At 45.5% G+C, this 20,403-nt stretch carries 18 protein-coding genes; 9 read left to right on the top strand and 9 right to left on the bottom strand.

The window, feature by feature from the left end:
• Positions 1-9 precede the first annotated feature (9 nt).
• Positions 10-687 carry a response regulator transcription factor gene (locus tag RIM23_RS00965; protein ID WP_446363664.1) on the top strand — a complete coding sequence of 226 codons (678 nt, stop codon included), beginning with the start codon at positions 10-12 and terminating at the stop codon, positions 685-687.
• 2 nt (positions 688-689) lie between these two features.
• On the opposite strand, the gene RIM23_RS00960 is transcribed toward RIM23_RS00965, so the two are convergent.
• The 3 genes from RIM23_RS00960 to RIM23_RS00950 all read right to left on the bottom strand — a co-directional run bounded on the left by RIM23_RS00960 (position 690) and on the right by RIM23_RS00950 (position 3,991).
• Complete coding sequence (locus RIM23_RS00960) at positions 690-1,004, bottom strand: (2Fe-2S) ferredoxin domain-containing protein (protein ID WP_446363662.1); 315 nt, start codon at positions 1,002-1,004, stop codon at positions 690-692.
• A gap of 152 nt (positions 1,005-1,156) precedes the next feature.
• Positions 1,157-2,848: a mechanosensitive ion channel family protein gene (locus RIM23_RS00955; protein ID WP_446363660.1), complete on the bottom strand. Its 1,692-nt coding sequence runs from the start codon at positions 2,846-2,848 to the stop codon at positions 1,157-1,159.
• A 30-nt stretch (positions 2,849-2,878) separates the two neighbouring features.
• Positions 2,879-3,991, bottom strand: a complete 1,113-nt coding sequence (locus tag RIM23_RS00950; RefSeq protein ID WP_446363658.1) for an AI-2E family transporter — start codon at positions 3,989-3,991, stop codon at positions 2,879-2,881.
• A gap of 164 nt (positions 3,992-4,155) precedes the next feature.
• Between RIM23_RS00950 and RIM23_RS00945 the strand changes: the two genes are divergently transcribed.
• The 5 genes from RIM23_RS00945 (at position 4,156) to RIM23_RS00925 (ending at position 11,969) form a co-directional block, all read left to right on the top strand.
• Entirely contained in the window at positions 4,156-4,335 is a 180-nt protein-coding gene (locus RIM23_RS00945; RefSeq protein WP_446363656.1) for a hypothetical protein, read from the top strand.
• A gap of 97 nt (positions 4,336-4,432) precedes the next feature.
• The gene (locus tag RIM23_RS00940) at positions 4,433-7,591 is read left to right on the top strand and encodes a beta strand repeat-containing protein (protein WP_446363654.1); all 3,159 of its coding nucleotides are present in this window, start codon (positions 4,433-4,435) and stop codon (positions 7,589-7,591) included.
• Positions 7,592-8,128: 537 nt separating this feature from the next.
• The gene (locus RIM23_RS00935) at positions 8,129-9,448 is read left to right on the top strand and encodes a tetratricopeptide repeat protein (protein ID WP_446363652.1); all 1,320 of its coding nucleotides are present in this window, start codon (positions 8,129-8,131) and stop codon (positions 9,446-9,448) included.
• Between the two features lie 2 nt (positions 9,449-9,450).
• Positions 9,451-10,263 carry a CHAT domain-containing protein gene (locus tag RIM23_RS00930; RefSeq protein ID WP_446363650.1) on the top strand — a complete coding sequence of 271 codons (813 nt, stop codon included), beginning with the start codon at positions 9,451-9,453 and terminating at the stop codon, positions 10,261-10,263.
• A gap of 47 nt (positions 10,264-10,310) precedes the next feature.
• A complete protein-coding gene (locus RIM23_RS00925; RefSeq protein ID WP_446363648.1) occupies positions 10,311-11,969 on the top strand; it encodes a CHASE2 domain-containing protein in 1,659 nt (552 codons plus the stop codon).
• Between the two features lie 516 nt (positions 11,970-12,485).
• Here RIM23_RS00925 and RIM23_RS00920 read toward each other — a convergent pair.
• From RIM23_RS00920 to RIM23_RS00910, 3 genes are read right to left on the bottom strand one after another with little or no spacing between them, the layout of a single operon-like run.
• A complete protein-coding gene (locus tag RIM23_RS00920; protein ID WP_446363646.1) occupies positions 12,486-13,079 on the bottom strand; it encodes a hypothetical protein in 594 nt (197 codons plus the stop codon).
• Positions 13,036-14,472 carry an AAA family ATPase gene (locus RIM23_RS00915; protein ID WP_446363644.1) on the bottom strand — a complete coding sequence of 479 codons (1,437 nt, stop codon included), beginning with the start codon at positions 14,470-14,472 and terminating at the stop codon, positions 13,036-13,038. Before RIM23_RS00915 ends, RIM23_RS00920 begins: the two co-directional genes overlap by 44 nt.
• Positions 14,473-14,498: 26 nt before the next feature.
• Positions 14,499-15,482, bottom strand: a complete 984-nt coding sequence (locus tag RIM23_RS00910) for a glycosyltransferase family 2 protein (RefSeq protein WP_446363642.1) — start codon at positions 15,480-15,482, stop codon at positions 14,499-14,501.
• 42 nt (positions 15,483-15,524) lie between these two features.
• Between RIM23_RS00910 and RIM23_RS00905 the strand changes: the two genes are divergently transcribed.
• The gene (locus RIM23_RS00905; protein WP_446363640.1) at positions 15,525-15,659 is read left to right on the top strand and encodes a hypothetical protein; all 135 of its coding nucleotides are present in this window, start codon (positions 15,525-15,527) and stop codon (positions 15,657-15,659) included.
• A gap of 61 nt (positions 15,660-15,720) precedes the next feature.
• Here the strand turns inward: RIM23_RS00905 and RIM23_RS00900 are convergent, their stop codons facing one another.
• Entirely contained in the window at positions 15,721-16,689 is a 969-nt protein-coding gene (locus tag RIM23_RS00900; protein WP_446363638.1) for a Rieske 2Fe-2S domain-containing protein, read from the bottom strand.
• Between the two features lie 30 nt (positions 16,690-16,719).
• On the opposite strand from RIM23_RS00900, the gene RIM23_RS00895 reads away from it, so the two are divergent.
• Entirely contained in the window at positions 16,720-17,844 is a 1,125-nt protein-coding gene (locus tag RIM23_RS00895; protein WP_446363636.1) for an aldo/keto reductase, read from the top strand.
• 146 nt (positions 17,845-17,990) lie between these two features.
• On the top strand, positions 17,991-18,824 hold the full coding sequence (gene menB / locus RIM23_RS00890; RefSeq protein ID WP_446363634.1) for a 1,4-dihydroxy-2-naphthoyl-CoA synthase: 834 nt from the start codon (positions 17,991-17,993) through the stop codon (positions 18,822-18,824).
• 403 nt (positions 18,825-19,227) lie between these two features.
• On the opposite strand, the gene RIM23_RS00885 is transcribed toward menB, so the two are convergent.
• Positions 19,228-19,536 carry a hypothetical protein gene (locus RIM23_RS00885; RefSeq protein WP_446363632.1) on the bottom strand — a complete coding sequence of 103 codons (309 nt, stop codon included), beginning with the start codon at positions 19,534-19,536 and terminating at the stop codon, positions 19,228-19,230.
• 306 nt (positions 19,537-19,842) lie between these two features.
• Complete coding sequence (locus RIM23_RS00880) at positions 19,843-20,385, bottom strand: DUF721 domain-containing protein (RefSeq protein WP_446363630.1); 543 nt, start codon at positions 20,383-20,385, stop codon at positions 19,843-19,845.
• Positions 20,386-20,403 lie beyond the last annotated feature (18 nt).

Genomic DNA, 20,403 nt, shown 5'->3' with positions numbered 1-20,403 from the left:
GAATCTCCAATGACTCACCATATCTTAGTTGTAGAAGATGAGGCAAAACTCGCCCAACTTTTTGAACGGTTCCTTCAATATAAAGGATACCAAGTTAGTGTTGCATCGGATGGGTTAGCGGGTTTAGCGACAGCGCGGGAATCTCAGCCGGATTTGCTGATTCTCGACTGGATGCTACCGGGGGTATCGGGACTAGAAATTTGTCGCCGCTTGCGGAGTACAGGGGTAATGGTTCCCATTATATTGCTAATCGCGAAAGATGAAGTAAGTGATCCCGTAGCGGGATTGGATGGGGGTGCAGATGACTATCTAGTCAAACCGTTTTATCTTGAAGAGTTGTTCGCCAGAGTCAGGGCGCATCTGCATCCCAATCAGGAGGAAGACTCAGATACCGGACAATTTGCTGATTTAAGTTTAAACCGTTCTACCCGTGAAGTCTATCGGGGCGATCGCTTAATTGAACTCACGGCTGAGGAATTTGATTTACTCGATTATCTCCTCTCCCATCCTTGTCAGCCTTTTCATCGTCGCACAATCTTTGAACAAGTCTGGGGGTGTGATTGGAGCGATGACAATCTCAGTATTCTCGATCAATGCGTGTGCTGTTTGCGTAAGAAACTGACAGCCAATGGGGAAAAGCCCTTGGTGCAGGTTCTGTGTGGTGTCGGTTATGTGTTGCGGGAATAATCTCAAAAACTAAACCGCAGATGAATCCGAGGATTCAGTTTTTCGTCAACCCGCTTCCCTTCTTTCAGATGTTGTTCCACAATCAGGCGGACATCACTAGGTTGAACCCGATAATACCAGGTTTCTTCAGGTACAACTCGCACCGTGGGACCACAACTACATTGTCCTTGACAACCTGTCCCTTTTACCTGAAAATCTGTATCTTCAGCCGCTTTCTCAAAAGCAGCCAGGACATCGGCTGAACCTTCGGCTTGACAGGAGCGATGTTGACAAACTAGCACTTGCTTGGGTGTATTATTTTGGGAGTCGGTTGCCACTGATTGTTGATTTTAGTTCTACGTGTTCTTTCTTATCTTAACGCTGACCTATTTAGCTTGAACAATCAACCATAAGACATAAGACGTACCTTGCTTCTCGCTCTTTTGAGTATGACGAATGACAAATGACAAATAACATTTAATTGTCTCACCTACTTATGACCATTACCATCTTGCGGTGGATTAGCCGTTGGTTGTTGATCTAACCACTTCGCCAAACTCTGGGATAGCTGCGCCAAGGATTCAACTAATTGAGGAGAAATGTCTACAGGTAAACTTCCTGAACGAACGTGGAGATCCCGTTGCGGGAAAGGTATTTCCACACCTCGATGGCGGAGAATTACCTCAATCCGAAAATAAAGGTCACTTTTAATTTGGAACTGCTTACGGGGTTCACTAATCCAAACCAATAAATCAAAATCCAGAGAACTATCACCAAATCCCTTAAAAAAAACTCTGGGTGTGGGTTGCACGAGAACATCAGTATGTTCTTTTGCTGCATCAATCAAAGCCGATCTGACAGTAGTTAGATTTGACCCATACGCGACACCTACAGGTATCTTTAACCGGGATACTGAACTGTGATGTGACCAGTTGAGAACTTCCGATTCCAAAAATTTGGAATTAGGAATAATAATGGTAATGTCATCTAATGTTTTGACTTCGGTACTGCGAACATTAATATATTCCACAGTTCCCATCAATCCGCCCACATCAACGAAATCACCAACTTGAATTGGACGTTCAAAGATTAATACCAAGCCGCTAATAAACTCCTTAGCAATGCCCTGTAATCCCAAGCCAATGCCAACCCCCAACACGCCAGCAAATACGGTGAGGGAACTAATATCTAAACCCCATAACTGCAATAAGACAAGGCTGGTGATAAAAATAAAGGCATAATTTAAAATAACCGCAATAGTTTCCTGAGACGAACGACTCAAACCCGTGAACCGTAAAACCCGCGATCGCAACCCTTGTTTAATCACTTTTGCCAGGAGAATTAGCCCAACAAATAATCCAGTGAGAATGAGTAGATTCAACACTGAATAGGAGTTATCTCCTAAGGGAATCAGGTCTGAGGTTAAACTGGTAATTAAAGTATCAGTAACGATGCGACTTAATTGTCGGGTTTGGCGAAACTGGTTGGTAATGTAAATCAGCGCATAGATCCAGATCGCACAGCGGATGAGTCCCAGGAGAAATTGTCCGGCGATTTTAGGGCTGTTCGGCTGTTTAGCTCCTTCTAAGGGGGCTGACTCCGCCGCGTCTTTTTCCAACTGGGGTTTGAGCCAATTACACCAAAGCTTACCGAGTACCCAACTCAACGCGATCGCCAGTAGTACACAAGCCATTGAGATCACAATGGCTTGAATCAGATACATTGGTGTACGCTCATATTGTGCCTTTTGAATAACCGTTTGCAGTTTTTTTCGCCAGAATTCAGCTTGTTCTTGAGTCGTTCTTCCTGCTGGCGTATCTTCTGAAGTTACGGAAACCAAATGTTGCCCATTAATCTCAATTACGGGTATTTTTTGTTGATCCTTGATTTCAACGCTTATGGGAGATTCTGCCGTTTTCACCTGTTCTTGGAGAACTTGATTCACATACTCGGCTCGTTCTTGGGCGCTGTACTGTTCAGATGGAGTCACTTCAAATATCTTGCGCCCATCCAGCATAATGGATGCTGTGGAATTGGTTTGATTGAAATTGCTTTGATTGGAATTGCTTTGATTGGAATTGCTTTGAGCTAAACTAGGCAAAACAGCGAGTAAACAACCGACCGTAAATGCCAAGACTAGCGTCCGAAAAATCCGCACCCGGACAAAAGAAACAAACTTCATTGACTCTAAAATTCAGGTTTTGTAACAATGTTAGCCTTTCATCGAAAGAGTGCTTTTAGTTTCTTCCACAGACGGTGGCGATAGCGCTGCGGCTTGCTGTTCCGCGACTCGTTTGGGTTGCAGGTAAAGATTATCGAGCAAAACAGACGCCCCCGCTATCCAAGGGGGAACAATTAACGCCCCGATAATCCCCAACACCTGTGCGCCACCGACTACCGCTAACAACTGATACAGGGGATGAACTCTCACCGAAGAACCGACTAAAAGGGGGTCAAGCACATAAGTTTCCACATTTTGAATAACCACAAATAGGAGAAATACCCATAAAAAAGTCCACCCCCCTTGGGCAATTGCCACAATCAACGCCGGAATCGCCCCTAACACCGGACCAAAAAAGGGAATTAGATTGGTTACCCCTGCAATCACACCTAAACCTAAAGCAAACTCGGTAATCCCCAAAAATTTCAAGCCAATGGTAATTGCAATTCCTAAAATCCCCGAAACTAACACTCGTCCCTGGATGTAATTACCCATGCGCCGACTCACTGGCTGTACCTGCGCCGCCAAGCGGTGATCCCAGGGTTTGGGGAATAAACTTACGATACCTTTAATTAAGGGTTCCGAACCGGAGAGCATGTAGCCCGATAGAAATAACGCTAGAATCACACTGAGAACACCACCCAAGAACCCCCGCGTTACCCCATAAGATCGAACAACGAGTTGTTGACCTGAACGAATTGTCCAATTGGCGAGGGTTTGCGTATCAAAAATTTGACTAATGATGGGTTCGCTAATACCCAGGCGCACTGCTAAACGGTCGAGTAAGGATTCTAACACTTCTAGATAGTCAGGGAGTCGGCGAAACAGGCGCTGGATTTGCTGCACCACGGTGGGTCCAATCAATACCCCGACTCCAATTAAAATAGTCAGTAAGCCTAAATAGACCAAGAGAACAGCTAACCAGCGAGGCATTCCCAACTGTTGGGCGCTCTTGATTATCGGGGCTAAGGTGGCGGCGAGGACAACCGCGATCATTAGGATCACCAACAGACTACCGAGTTGCCACAGCAGCAGCAGCAGCAAAACGGTAGCGGTAATCAGCAGGATACTTTGAATGGAAATAGCAATCCGCCGTTCAGACATGGCAACGGTTCAGCTTGAGAGACTGTTGATAAATATTCAATATAATCATGTTAAAGCTGATTCACCGTGGCTACATCATCTATTGGGTAGGGGATTTAACCCCTGGCTTTGGATTTCTACGCTGTTACACCGCCTTAAAATCAGTTTTTTCATAGCTAAAGTCTGTGGAAACGGACTGGCTCACGTTTATTGAGTCCAGTCAGCCAATTTTACCTAGGGTAGGCAAGAGTCATCAAGTTTACAATGCTTATAACAAGAAACTGAATATTCACGACTATCTGTGGCTACGCCCTCCGGGAACAGGAACAACCGGGCTAATTGTTCGGATTAAAGGCAGATTCTGAATTATTGCCGATAGATTTAACCCGGACTATAGTAGGAGGAGAACCTAGTTCCCCCCATATTTCATCAGCTATGGCACAGGCGAGATTTCGAGTTTCAATGATGAGCAGTTTAACTTTAGCTTTTTTGGTGCATTTGAGTCCGGCTTCAGCTCAAGTTGTTCCCGATAATACTCTGCCGATAAATTCTCAGGTGACGGGGTGTCCAATTTGCCAGATTGATGGGGGAAATGGGGGATTGGTCGAGGTATCGGGAAAGGAACAGCTGATATTTCGGGGAACGGTGGATACAACGGCGGTGAATGGGGTATCGGGGACGTTACTGCTTGACCCGACGGATATTGTGATTGCCAATGGTTCTTTTGATAGTGCGGCGGATGGTGAGGATAGGTTTGCCGGGAATAATTCCGGGGTGACGGGGGCGATTTTGAGTGCGCCATTGAGTGAGATTAATGATGGGGCACCGACGACGATTTATGAGTCAGAGTTGGAGGGGTTATCAGGGGATACGAATGTTATTTTACAGGCAACGAATGATATTCGGATTGAGGATTTCACGGATGATGCTTTAGACTTTGCCTCTGGGAGTGGGGAGATTGCGTTAACCGCCGATGCAGATAGTGATGGTGTGGGTTCGGTGGTGATGGAGGATACTCTCAGAGATACCCTCTATACCAATGGACGGGATATTGGGATTGCTGGGGCGAGTTTGACGTTGGGTAATATTAATACCTCGGCTTCGGGTGATGGAGGGGCAATTACTCTCAGAGCAGACGGCGATATCATTGCCAGGAATTTGAATTCGTCCTCGCTCTTGTTCTCTGAAGATGGGGATGCTGGGAATGGAGGGGCGATTATGCTCTCCTCTAACTCCGGTGATATCACTGCCAACAATTTGTACTCGTCCTTCTCCTCGTTCTTTGGGAATGGGAATGGGGGGGCGATTATTCTATCCTCTGTTTCCGGTGATATCACGAGCAACAATGTTTTCTCGTTCTCGTTTTCTGGGAATGGGGGCAGGATTATCCTATCCTCTGACTCCGGTAATATCACGACCAACGGTGTTTTGCGTTCGTTCTCGACCTCGTTCTCTGGGGATGCTGGAAATGGAGGGGCGATTTCTCTCTCCTCTGACTCCGGTGATATCACGACCAACGATGTTTTCTCGTTCTCGTACTCCCCTGAAGGGAATGCGGGCAAAGGGGGAGCGATTTCTCTGATGGCTAGAGGTGGTGATATTAGCGGAACGTCTGGTAACTCACTCCTGTCTTCCTTCGCCCTCTCTGACGTAGGCACAGCAGGAAGGGGTGGAAACGTTACGATAGCCGCTCAAAACAACATAACCAACCTGGAAATTTTAACTCTATCCTCTGCTGCTGAAGCTGGAGATGTTGCGCTCAATGGGTTGGCAGATTTATCCATTGCTAATACCCGTATCCTGACGAGCAGACGTGTGGAAGTGCAAGTACCATTTTCATTTTTGGGAACCCTAACCTTGGAGGTTGGTGGTCAAGGACAATCTGGCAATGTCACTGTCACCAGTTCAGGCAATCTCACAGTCAACGATAGTTCCATTGAAAGTGACACCAATGGTCGCGATAATGCGGGGAATGTCATCTTAAGCAGCCCCGGTTTGGTCAGGTTCAATAACAGTCAAATTATTAGTAATACCAGTAACATCGGAAATGCCGGAACTATCGATATCAATGCTGGAGACGGCATAACGTTCCAAGGTTTATACTCCGACGCAGGCGAACCTCAACGTGGCGGACTATTTGCTGGCACCACGAATGAAGGCAATGCCGGAAGGATTACCCTCACCACCCCGGCGTTAACCCTACAAAACGGAGCCAATATTGGCACTACTACAGCAAGTTCTAGCCAAGCTGGAAATATTACCCTAGCGCCTGACTCCCAAGTATCGGCTTCTACATCTGGAAGTGGCAAAGGTGGCGATTTAATCCTGAGTGCGCCGCAAGCGATTACCATTGCGGGACAAGGACGATTGGCGGTAGAAAGCCGGAGTACAGGGGATGCGGGGAATGTATTAGTCACGACTCCCCAATTTACTCTCACTGATGGCGTGGAACTGTCGGCGGCGGCGACAAGCAGTGGCAATGCGGGAGAAGTTCGCATTAATACCCAACAGTTGACTCTGGAGAATGAGGCACAGATATTAGCATCTAATGTCTCTAGTCGCAGTGAGGGGATTATCCTAGAAGGTTTGGATAGCTTGAAAGTTGATAACAACAGCGCCATATCAGCCTCGACTCAAACCGGTGAGGCGGGAAGTTTAAGGATTAATGCAAATTCAAATCCAGCTAATTCGGTGCAAGTGAGTAACAATAGTCGCTTATCCGTGGAAGCCACTCAAGGCGGTACAGCAGGTAACTTAACCATTAAAACCGGGCAAATGTCTGTTCAGGATGAAGCCGCAGTAACCGTTAGTAGCCCCTCTGGACAAGCAGGTAGTCTGCTAATTACTGCTAATGCTTTACGCCTTAACCAAGGCAAACTGACAGCGGAAACTGGAGGCACTAACACCCAGGAAGGGGCAAATATTAACCTAAATTTATCGGATTTGTTGTTGATGAGCAACGAAAGCCTAATTTCTGCCGAAGCCTTTAGTAATGCTGATGGCGGTAATATCACCATTGATACTCGCTACTTAATTGTCCTACCCCCAGACGGCGCAAATGGTAGCGACATTATTGCCAAAGCTGATAAGGGCAATGGCGGTAATATTACTATCTCCGGTCAAGGGATTTTCGGGATTCAAGAACGTCTAGCTATTGAGGGAAATCGCAGCAATGATATTGATGCCAGTTCTCAATTTGGTTCCCCCGGTAACGTTACCCTCAATATACCTCTTGACCCCAGTCGGGGACTGACGGAATTACCCAGCAATTTTGTTGACCCGACGGGGCAAATTATTCAAGGTTGTCCCGCAATGGGAGAAAATGGCGGTAGTCGATTTGTGGTGACAGGGCGGGGAGGTGTGCCACCTACTCCGGATGATGTGCTTACTTTGGATACTGTTTTAGATGATTTAGGTACTCTGGCACAAGAGACACAGATGCAGGCACAGGAGGAAATGGAGATAGTAGAAAATCAAATTTCCAATCGAATTATCGAGGCTCAAGGTTGGGTGAAAACGGCGGATGGACAGGTTATTATAGTTGCTGAATTTCCCGACGCTACGCCTTCTGGAAACTGGAATAATCCCGCTAATTGTTCAGATTATAAGCAAAATCCATGATGGTTTACATACCACTGGCGAATTCGGAAAACCTAACCCCCCAGCCCCTTTCTTACCCCTCTCATTCCCCCCTGCAAGAAACCCCATTTTTGCTCTGGCGACTGGAAGTCGCAGCTACACAAACTTTCGTCCGCCTGCGCGGACTAGATTATAAAGTGGGTGGCTAACCCTGATTGGGTATTACATCATGTCCGGATAAACAGTTACGATAAAATTAACACACCAATATTTACTGGACTCAACTTATAGCGCTTCGCGCTGGTGTATTTACACATTAGATAGGGATGCTTGATCAGGAGGAATTTAGAACACTTGTACTGTAACTACGCGAGAGCGAACTGCTATATATCGTAAGTGATCAATCGGACATGATATTAGTAGACTAAAGACCATAATTGAGTTCAGAAGCAAAAAATATATTCCGCTTCCCTCCCCTTGTAGGGGAGGGCGAGGGAGGGGTCTGACCCCTGAGTTAATTGACCAGCAGTATCCTTTAAGGTCAAACATCTGAACTACTAACTTATCCAACTCGGTGAAATGGTCAAGCAACGGTTTATCGTTCCGATTCTTCAGCCAAAATCCCTCAAGTATCTGGGTTGGGCAATCAGCGTTACTCTGATGACGCTGTTGTTGAATCTGACTATATCCCCAACCGTAGCAACCGTAACTGAAGTAGAAACAACTACTCCAAATTCACCCGTTATTGATGCCCTAACAGTAACTACGTCTCAACTCGTACAACAAGGTAAAAAAGATTATCAAATGGGACACTATGCGGCGGCGATAACGTTCTGGAAACAAGCCCTGGAAACCTTTACAACTCAAGGCGATATCTTAAATCAAGCCATGGTGCTGAGTAATCTGGCATTAGCCTATCGGCAGTTGGGACAATGGCATGAAGCGAATCAAGCGATTGAAACCAGCCTCAACCTAATTTCCACTCAAAACCAAGATACATCCCAAAACACCTTAAAAATATTAGCTCAAGCCCTGAATACCCAAGGTCATCTACAACTGGCGCAAGGACAAGCTGAATCAGCCCTGGCCACCTGGGAACAAGCCACGAAAACCTATCAACAAGTCGGAGATGAAACAGGCGTCACACGTAGCTTAATCAACCAAACCCAAGCCATGAGAGCCTTGGGGCTTTACCTGCGGGCGAGAAACCTGTTAGACCAAATCCGGCAAACCTTAGCCGCCCAGCCGGATTCCCTAACCAAGATAGTCGGTTTGCGATCGCTCGGTGATCTTCTGTGCATTACTGGCGACTTAAACCAATCTCGGCAAATCCTAGAACAAAGTCTGGCGATCGCGAAAACCTTACCCTCCCCTCCAAATATTACCGCAATCCTATTTAGTCTCGGCAATACCGCCCGTTCCCAACACCAAATCGAAGACGCCATCCAATTTTACCAACAAGCAGCCGCCACCACCCTTTCCCCGACCCTCCAATTCCAGGCTCAAGCCAATCAGCTTAGTTTATTGGTAGAAACCCAGCAGCAACAAACCGCCAGCCAGTTGTGGACTCAACTGCAACCCCTCCCCGGTGAAAAAGAGGTCAGCCAAGCCCATCTCAAACAAGCCCGTGAGGTGATTGAATCCCTGCAACTGGCAGAACTGGATAACTTCTTTCAAGAAGCCTGTTTAAGCAGCCAACCCCAACAGATTGATCACATTGATCCCACCGCCGCCGTTTTCTATCCGATTATTTTACCCGACCGACTAGAAGTTATCTTATCCTTACCTGGGCAACCCCTACGCCACTATGTGACTCAGGCTTCCTCTGTCCAAGTCGAAGACATCATTAACCAAATGCGCCAATCCCTGAGACCCACCTCTTTAAAAAAGAGCGTTTGACCTTGGCGCAAAACCTCTACGACTGGCTTATCCGTCCGGCTGAGACTGAATTAGCCCAAAGCGACATCACCACGTTAGTCTTTGTCCTTGATGGTTCCTTGCGGAATCTACCTATGGCAGCTTTATACGATGGTGAACATTATCTTGTAGAAACCTATAGCCTAGCCATCGCCCCAAGTTTACACCTGCTCTCACCGCAACCCCTAATCCCAGGGCAACTGAAAGTCTTAACCGCAGGCGTAAGCCAGTCAATTTCCGGGTTTTCGCCCCTACCCGCCGTTGAGTGGGAATTGTCGCAAATTACGACTAAGGTTCCCGCCTTACAACTTTTAAATCAGGAGTTTACCAGTGTAAACCTGACCGATAACCTACAAAACAAGCCATTTTCAGTCGTTCATTTAGCCACTCATGGTCAGTTTAGTTCTGATCCAGAGGAAACATTTATTCTTGCTTGGGATAAAAAAATTAAAGCCAAAGACTTCGAGACTATCTTACGTTCAACTCAAGCTGACCCAGCCTATTCCATTGAATTACTGGTTCTCAGTGCCTGCCAAACTGCTACAGGTGATCAGCGAGCGGGTCTAGGTTTAGCGGGAATCGCGACTCGCTCTGGGGCACGCAGTACGCTTGCCACACTCTGGTCGGTACAAGATGATTCCACGGCTCAACTCATGGTGGAGTTTTACAAAGAACTAAACCAGGGGAGTCTCAACAAAGCGACTGCCTTGCGCCATGCCCAATTAACTCTATTGCAACAAGGCTATAACCATCCCTACTACTGGGCGCCGTTTATCTTAGTCGGCAATTGGCTTTAAAGTTATCCTATCTTCAAAATCAAATTTGACTGTTAATTGTCTAAATTTTGACGGTCACTGGATTAGTCCTGGCATTACGTTCAATGGGAGGGTTACAGTTATGGGAATGGACAGCCTATGACCAATTTTTACGCTGGCGTCCTGGGGAAACCCTGGATCAGCGTATTGTTATTGTCGCGATTGATGAGCCAGATATTCAAACCTTAAAGCAATGGACATTATCGGATGCCACATTAGCCCAATTACTCCGTAATATCAAAGCCCAACAACCTAGCGCCATTGGTTTAGATATTTATCGAGATTTACCAGTGGAACCTGGTTATCAAGACTTGGTTGAGGTGTTTACTTCGACACCGAATTTAATGGGTGTCCAGAAATTTCTAGGGGATGAGTATGGTACAAGTGTTGATGCACCACCCCGATTAAAAGAACGCAATCAGGTGGGTGCGATCGATGTTTTATTAGATGAAGATGGTCGGGTGCGTCGTGCTTTGCTATCTATTAGACAGGACAATACTCAAACTGATGCATCAAGTCAGACAATCTACAGTTTACCCGTCCGGTTAGCATTGATGTATTTAGAAAATAAAGGCATTACGCTGCAACCCATTGATCCGGCGCAGGGCAAAGTGGGTTTAGGGAAAGCTGTATTTGTTCCCATGCAACCCAATGATGGCGGTTACATTAACGCGGATACAGGGGGCTACCAGATTCTATTAAACTATCGTCACCCTCGATGCCTACAGCACTTCAAACGCTGCAGCTCATTTCCCACCGTATCACTGACTGATGTTCTAGAGAATAAAATACCCGCCAATCTAATGCGCGATCGCATCATTTTAATTGGTGTCAAAGCCGCCAGTCTCAAAGATATTTTCTTCACCCCTTACAGTAATAGTTACCTCTCGGCGGAGTACGGTGTAGAACTCCATGCCCAGATTACCAGCCAACTCGTGAGTGCAGCACTGGATGGGCGTTCCCCGATCCAGGTTTGGTCTGAACCAGTAGAAGGGGTGTGGATAGTCTTTTGGTCTAGTGTAGGTGCTATTTCTAGCTGGACATTCCTACGAATGCGCTATCTAGCGGTTAGTATTCTGCTATTGAGTACAGTTCTCGTCGGTGGTTCATACCTGGCTTTTTTACAAGGATGGTGGATTCCCCTCATTCCCCCATTACTTGCCCTAATCGGGTCAGAAATTGCGATTACAGCTTACCTCGCCTGCATTGAACGGGAAGATAGACAAGCAGTAATGAATCTCTTGGGACAATACGTTACTCCTAAACTAGCCCAAGCCGTTTGGCGCGATCGCCATCAACTCCTCAAAGAAGGACAGATTACCGGACAACAACTAACCGCAACGGTTCTATTTACAGATATTAAAGGCTTTACCGGAATTACCGAACGGACTAACCCTGAAGTCCTGATGGTTTGGCTTAACGAATACATGAAAGCCATGTCTCAGAGTGTACTTGACCATGATGGTGTCCTGGATAAATTTATTGGCGATGCGGTTATGGCGGTGTTTGGCGTTCCCATTCCCAGCACCACACCAGAAGCAATTGCCCAGGATGCGATCGCGGCGGTTCGTTGTGCATTGAATATGGCGGCAAAACTCGAACAACTCAACCAACAATGGAAAATCCAAGGGCTTCCCACGGCGGCGATGAGAGTTGGAATTGCCACAGTAACAGTTATCAATGGATAATTAATAATTGATAATTGACAATTGATTAATTGGGTCTAAGACCTCTTCGTTTACGAAGAAATTTAAAAAGATTTTCCTTGATTTCAATCCTCTTCTTTTAAGGAGAGGTCATCATCCATTGTTCATTATCCATTGTCAATTGGTGAACTCCATTCGTTGCACCACATACCGTTAAAAGTAAGGATTATAAAAGGGTAATCAACCGGAATTTGGTATCCTATCACTTCCGTTTAGGTAGTCATTGTAAAAATAGCCTAAAAGCTTTATAATATCTTACTGTAAGAATGAGCATGTAAACGGAATTAACATCAGTAAGCTTTAGCTTACTTTAGCTTTGGTTCCGGAAAATTATTTCCCGGCTATATGAGTTAAGCGATATTCCTATACGAGTCAGTGAAATTCAGTTTAGGGGCGACGGCAATAATAACTTCTAGTAGCCGACAGGAGAGACTCCCCTTTGTTTGGTCGAGTCGTTGGGCGATTTCATCAGGAATTTTAATCGGTGTAACCTTAGATCTATGGTACGCGATCGCGCCAGGTTCCCAGTAATCGATCAGACTCAGGTTTTGCACCGCTTTCTAGCCACTCAATCGGTGTCTCTTCTTCCACTTTATCGGGATTTACCCACACAATCTCTTTGAGTGCGTTAATTTCACTAGCCGCCTGACTAAAAAATGTTCTGGCTGTATTATCATCCAACGATATCACAGTTTTATCTGTCGCGATCGCGGCTTCCAGTAATCGTAAATCTTTAAACATATCTGCACGCTTTCTGTCCGTAGCAGCAATCAGATCAATTTTATCCCATAACTCCTTATCCCCTGAAACCTCTTTTAAAAAGACAAACTTCCCTTTAGCCACCATCCGACGACGCCATCTCAGCGCAAATACTGATTGATGCTTATCCCACTCTTTTCTAATATCCGGCGTCATTACAACTTTGTGACAGATATCCAAAACAGCTTGTAAAAAATCCCGACAGTGTACTGAAGTTGGATAAGTCGCATCCTCTCCGCCAGATGAACGGGCAACTGACGCATCAATTACCAGTCGCTTGGAAACCCCTTTAGCTACCACTGGAACCTTCCGATAAGCGAGATTCAGCTGCATTTAAATAGCGACTTTCTAGTTTTAGAGATACATCGCTAAAATCTTCAGGAAAATCTCCAAAAGCACCTGCTTCATCTAAATCAGCACTACTAATTGTTGTCATCCCATCATCTCCCCGTGTAAACCAGTGCAATTTTACTAAATCTGGTGATAGTTGACGTTCTGCGACTAAAGATTGAACAGCTAAAAGTAGCAATTCACTGTGAGTTTCTATAACAACACGGACACCCCGTTTAGCTGCATCTGCTAGTATATTAGCTAAAGCGGCTTGGGCGCGAGGATGTAAGTGAAGTTCTGGTTGCTCGATGTAAACTAACTGTCCTGGTTTGGCTACCAGAAGCGCTACTAATACTGGCAAAACTTGAGAGACACCAATACCAACGTCAGCTATACTGACCATATCATTTGCATCATATATTCCTGATAAACGACCTACACGCAATTCAATCTGAACATCATTAATTTGTCTAGCTTCAACTGTCCAAGTCAGTCCCAACATCTCAAGAGCTTTACCCAAACTCACAAGTCGTTCATCTTTTGTTTTCTGCCATTGATTTATTAGGCTGGCAACATAATCTTCAAATGTTCCAGAAAAAGGACTGGCTGTCGCTGCATTTTTGTAATTCCTTTCTGGATTTTTCCTTGATCCAGGAATATATATGATTTCATGAATGGCTTGCATGAAAATATCGGCAGGACTAAAATCTTGCCTCAAAATCTTATTTGTATGAGGCTGTATTTGGTATTCAAATACTTGAAACGCCAGTAGTGTGAATGAAATTCTATTTTTTCTGACTTCAAATTTTAATTTTTCTGGTTTATAAGTATATTTTTTGCTTTCTAATTCAACAGTCTCAGTAGACTGTTTTGTAGTTACAAGTAAGTTGTTGATAATCCAATCCGGAAATGCATTCTTAATCTCTTCTTCCGCGAGATTTAGTTTAATTGTTTTAATTTTCTCTAATTCATCACTGTCTGAATCATCCTTATATCTTAATTCTATAATATCAATTCCTTGCCCCGGTACACCTTCAAAGATCATTTGAATAAAATGATCAAATCCACTGTGTTTTAATTCAAGTACAGTATTAAATTGACTTATTTCATTTTTGTCAGATTTTTTAGATAGAATTTGTTCCACAGAAGTAAAGCGCACATTTGGACCATTCAGTAACAATGCACCAGGGTCATAGGTAGCTTCCAGGGTTTGCTTCATCAGCAATAATGGCTGCATGCTACTGGATTTACCGGAACTATTCGCACCAGCCAGAATGGTTAAGGGACGGATTTCAATACTGCACTCGTCATAGAGTGACTTAAACCCCTGTACAGAAATCTTGGTGATTCCCTGAACTTCCTTGTTGTTGCTTTCAGGTAATGTAGATTGACTCATAACTTAAATATACTTTTTCTTGTGTTTTACCGCGTTTTTCCCATATCCGCATAAGCCGCATAAACTCCCTGCACGTTATACCAATTGAGGAAAATTCGGGCAATTTCTAAGGCTAACTGCGGCTTTCCGCGATTAATCAAATATTGCAAAAAGGATGCCATGGTTCGTTCATTTAATCGCCCACCTAGAGAAAGAACACCCCAGAGTATCCGGTGCAGCCATGTCATCTGAATCATCATCCGCACGTCCCAAGTGGGATGTTTTTGATAAAATAATACCCCCATGCGTCCCCGTTGAATTTCTCGGTCAATCATCTGGGGAATTTGGTCTAAATTAAAGGGAGGATGCCAATGATAACCAACAGCCGCCGGACATTTAATCAGTTTTAAGCCTAACTGTTTGAGGCGAACACCTAGTTCTAAGTCTTCCCAACCATAGAGTTGAAAACGAGTATCAAAGAGTCCCGCTTTCTCCAACCACTTCCGCGCGATCGCAACATTCCCCGTAGCAAAATACGCGGCGGAGAAATCCGTTATCTTATAGGGTTCTGAACTGGGATTATCGAAATTGTTGGTATTAATCACCCAACCGTAAGTAAAGACGCGATCGCTCCTTAACTGCTGTTGTCCCTGAACCAATGCATCAGCATGGGCTTGCAGGAAATTCTCGGTAACGACTAAATCGCTATCAATAAAGATAATCGTATCGCCCTTAGCCTGCTCTACGCCTAGATTACGAGCTGCGGCTGGACCCAGGTGATCTTGAGAGAGCGATCGCACTTTAGATAATTCATGACGATGAGAATCTAGCCACTCTAGTGTGCCATCTGTTGAGCCATCATCCACGACGACGACTTCATAGCCAGCGACAACAGTATTGTCTCTGAGATGTTGGTATTCTAAGGCTTTTAGGCATTTTTGTAGAATGGGTAAGCGATTATATGTGGGAATAACAACGCTGAAAAAGAAGGATGAGTGATGGGGTATTACAGATGAATTTTTGTTCTTCATTCAGGGGTAAACGGCTGTAGGACTTATTGATTATGAATCAGGGTGGGTTTTGTTGTTCATTTATCGGTGGGGCTGGCGGGTTTTGTTGTTCCGTTGTCGGTGGGGAGGGCGGGTTTTGTTGTTCCGTTAGTGGTGGGGAGGGCGGGTTTTGTTGTTCCGTTAGTGGTGAATATCTGAATTTTGTCCCTAAACCCGCCCCTACAATTGTCCCTAAACCCGCCCCTACGGACGTATTACTTTATATCGTGCCAAATGTCACCCTCTTTTGTTTTAGCCAGCGACGGTAAGCTAGGGAGGCTTTATCACTGGGGAAATGACACTCCCGTTGTACATCTAAAGGCAATAATTGAGGACGTTGTGACTCAACAATGGGAATATCTTGAGCCACAACTTGATCTTGAAACGCTTTTAATTTAGCTTCAGGAACATCAAACGCATAATTCATCGCTAACCCCATCCAGCCCAGACATTCGGTTTCCGTGACTGGCGTGACGGTAAAAAAAATAGCCAAGTTCCCTTGAGTCGATTCTTTGATAAAATGAGCCGTTAGCGGACGCAAAATTCGATAAGTATAGGTTACGTAGCCGCCTTCACCCGTACCATCGGGGTCAGGTTGCCAAACGCGGATATTATTAATCATAATTTCATCTGGGGTAGATTGGACGTGATAGTCCGCGATCGCACTTTGACACACGTCTCCCAGTAATCCTTCATGGACAAAGGGAAAATGAGCCAAATCCAGAAAATTTTCCAAGGCGCGAAAAGCGCTAGCGCGATAATAATACGCACCACAGAGAATTTTACGATAACTAGGGTCATCCCACTCCGGGAAACAAGGAACTGTTTCCTTTGGCTGACCCAGAGATGTCCAAATTAAGCCGTAACGTTTAACAATCGGATAAGTCCTCAAACTAGCGCTGGCTGGTGGTGTCAGGTGAGGATGAGCAGGAATGCGAATGCAGTTTCCCTGGCGGTTATACGCCAAGCCGTGATAAGGACAGATCAAATTCCCTGAGCGAACAACTCCTGGTGATAAAGCAGCCCCTCGGTGCGGACACTGATCTTGCGCCACCGCGAAATCTTCACCATCATGCCACATCACTAAATCATGTTCCAGCAACCGGATAGACTGCACCGTACCCGCAGTAACATTATCAGCCGCCGCAATAACCTGCCAGTCGTTGAGCAAAACTGAGTCTTTGAACATACTAAAAGTATGGTGAACGGATAAAAGTTGATGACCGATTACGACAAAGCCGCCAGTGATAACTCCCCACTCAACCCCAAGCGCAGACAGTTTCTCAAACGATGTGGTGTCCTCGGTGCAGGAATCGCCCTATCTGACTTAATTTTGCAACCCATCAACCAACCAGTTGCAGCCGCACCGCTCCAAAAAACGCCCCTTGCAGGAGATATAAATAGTATGACAACCCTCAACCCTGGAGAAATCCCCCGTCGTCCCTTGGGGCGCACTGGCGTAGATGTCTCAGCCATTGGCTTAGGTGGCGCTCATTTGGGTAATGCGTCGAGTCAGGAGGAAGCAACACGCATTGTCCAAGAAGCCGTTGACGCGGGAATCACGTTTATGGATAATGCCTGGGAATATAATAACCATCGCAGCGAAGAATTGATGGGCAAAGCCCTGGTTGGGCGGCGTGATCAAGTTTTTCTGATGACTAAAGTCTGCACCCATGGACGCGATGCGAGTGTGGCGATGCAACAATTAGAAGAATCACTGCGGCGACTAAAAACCGATTATCTAGACTTGTGGCAAATTCATGAAGTCGTTTACGATAACGACCCAGAGCTAATTTTCCGCCAAAATGGGGTCATTGAAGCCATAGAACGGGCAAAGCGTGAGGGTAAAGTGCGTTTTGTTGGCTTCACGGGTCATAAAAACCCAGCGATTCACCTGAAGATGCTGGCTTACGATTTCCCCTTCGACACTTGCCAGTTACCGCTTAACTGTTTCGACGCCACGTTTAGCAGTTTTGAACAGCAGGTATTACCGGAACTGAATCGGCGCGGTATTGCGCCCATCGGGATGAAAAGCTTAAGCGGTAATGGTCAAGCGATAAAAAACGGGATTCTCACGGTTGAGGAAGCGCTGGGTTATGTGATGAGTCTACCTGTCGCCACCACCGTTAGCGGTATTCCGTCACTAGACGTATTGCGTCAAAACTTAGCCATTGCCCGGGGTTTTCAGCCGATGAATCCCGAACAGATGCAGGCGCTACGCGATAAATGTGCCGTTTATGCGGCGGATGGACGCTTTGAACTGTTCAAAACCTCGAAGAAATACGATGCTGATATTGGCAGAATCCAGCATGGCTTTCCACCCCATGCGGAAATGCCCAGTTAGGTAGGGTGGGCAATGCCCACCCTACGGTATATCAAGGGTTTTGGCGCTCCAAAACGGCAAATTTTTAGTGCCATTGGGTCTTAGGATAGGGAATGTCAAGCTCAAAGTTGTACTTGGAGTCTTTATAACCAAGGGAAAATACTGATATGTCAATTGACTGGCAAACCGCCAAAACATACGAGGATATTCTTTATCACAAAGCAGACGGTATCGCCAAAATTACTATTAATCGCCCCCACAAGCGCAACGCCTTCCGCCCTAAAACTGTCTTTGAACTCTACGATGCCTTTTGTAATGCCCGCGAAGACCAGAGAATTGGTGTTGTTTTATTAACCGGGGCGGGTCCTCACACGGATGGTAAATATGCCTTCTGTTCTGGAGGGGATCAAAGTGTCCGGGATAAGGCGGGATACGTTGGCGATGATGGCGTTCCTCGCTTAAATGTCTTGGACTTACAACGCCTGATTCGTTCTATGCCAAAAGTGATGATTGCTCTAGTAGCAGGTTATGCCATTGGCGGCGGTCATGTCTTGCATGTTATCTGTGACCTAACCATTGCCGCAGATAATGCCATCTTTGGTCAAACCGGTCCCAAAGTCGGTAGCTTTGATGGGGGATTTGGCGCTAGCTATCTCGCCCGAATCGTGGGTCAGAAGAAAGCCCGGGAAATTTGGTTCCTCTGTCGCCAGTATACGGCACAAGAAGCGCTAGATATGGGTTTGGTGAACACTGTTGTCCCCGTAGACCAGTTGGAAGCGGAGGGGGTTCAGTGGGCAAGAGAAATTTTACAAAAAAGCCCCATTGCTATCCGTTGCTTAAAAGCGGCGTTTAACGCTGACTGTGATGGTCAAGCTGGCTTACAAGAACTGGCTGGAAATGCCACGTTACTTTATTACATGACTGAGGAGGGGGCAGAAGGGAAACAAGCGTTCCTGGAAAAGCGCCCTCCTGATTTCCGTCAATATCCTTGGTTACCGTAGTTTGACACTGTTCGTTAGGTCTTTGACTTGGTCGGGGCGGGTTTACTCGCATCCCTGGTGAGGTCAGAAACGATAATGGTGAAACCCGCCCCTACACAAAGGCGGGTTTACTCGCATCCCTGGTGAGGTCAGAAACGATAATGGTGAAACCCGCCCCTACACAAAGGCGGGTTTAGTCATATCCCTTGTGAGGTCAGAAACGATAACGGTGAAACCCGCCCCTACATAAATTTTCTCAAAGATTAAGATTGGGTTATCAAAGATTAATTAAATAGGAATCCACTAAAACGATAAAACTCAAGGGCAAGGTTGATGCATTCACTATATGAATGCGTTAAATTGATGCAGGCTGTAAGTAACCTGTAATTAACTGCCCTTCTAGCCGAGCTTTATAAACGGGAAGTCACACCAGAGCAACTTGAGTTGTCAATTTTTCAGGCGTTGATGCCGGAACTTTTACCTGGTGTGTCGGCTGTAACTGGCTCCGTGAGCAAGTTACAGCTAACTCTTCTCTCAACATGTGTTGATCATCAAGCCATATTTGCTCAAAACTTTCCCAGGAGGGAGCAAAGGGTGGGAGGGCTAAAGAACAAGCTTTCCAATTGGCTTTAACGGGTACGCCAAGTTGCTGACACGTACCGCCGCGCCGTCCTTCAAGTTGGTAATAGCGACAAAACTGACAAGCGGACGTTGAGCATTTGAATGTCTTCATTGGAGTAATTAAAAATGAACTTTTAATTAGCTGTCTATACTTTTCAAATTTCCATTATTTTTTACTAAAAGTATTAATATTTTATGATTTCTTTATAATTGCTTTATATATGCACACATTTTCGTAAAGAAACTAAACAATCGGTTAAGCTTGGTCAAAAACTTGGTGAATTTTTGGTGAAACATCATGGGGATCAAGTCCACAGTGAAAGCCAATGTATAGTTAGATACGAAATTTCATCGGGAAATAAAAACGAGAATGATAAGTTAAACCGATCTGACGGGAAACCATTCATAAGCAGGACAGCTAACCTTGCCACTGCTTGGTCGCACATAGTCCACAAACTTGCCAGCGTTTGAGTTCTCCTAGGGGTGTGGGACAATGACATTGAGGACAAAGGGGCAAATGCTGCGATCGCGCCTGAATTTTTGCCGCCCACTGTTCAAATGTGGTTTGGGGTGTAGGCTGTTCAATAGGCGGATCAGCAGGAGATGAAACCTCCAGTTCAGCCACAAGGCTAGGATGTTCCGATTCCTCAGTCTGGGGTAAGGTTTGGTGTTGATACCACCACGTTGTCGAAAAGCGGATATTCTCTATGGGGGTTGACAATCGACCATTAAGCTGTTTCAAGATAGAACGGCAATTTAAACTCAGCTCTTGAGTCCAAACCGAACTTGACGTGGCAACATATAGAATATTCCGGGATAGGGAATGGGGTCTTGTCTGCTGCGCCCTATCTTCACCCACAACTTCAGCCCAACAGTCGCGGATCAACTGAAACTGCTGTTGACCTTGCCAAAATGACTGATTTTCCAGCGCCGTTACTATATGATTAAGAGATTTCAGCATGAGTATTTATGCGTGCCT

The sequence above is a fragment of the Coleofasciculus sp. G3-WIS-01 genome (assembly GCF_040223135.1).
Lineage (GTDB): Bacteria > Cyanobacteriota > Cyanobacteriia > Cyanobacteriales > Coleofasciculaceae > Coleofasciculus.
Note: the sequence above shows the minus strand (reverse complement) of the source record. Positions and strands in the feature narration are given on the sequence as shown.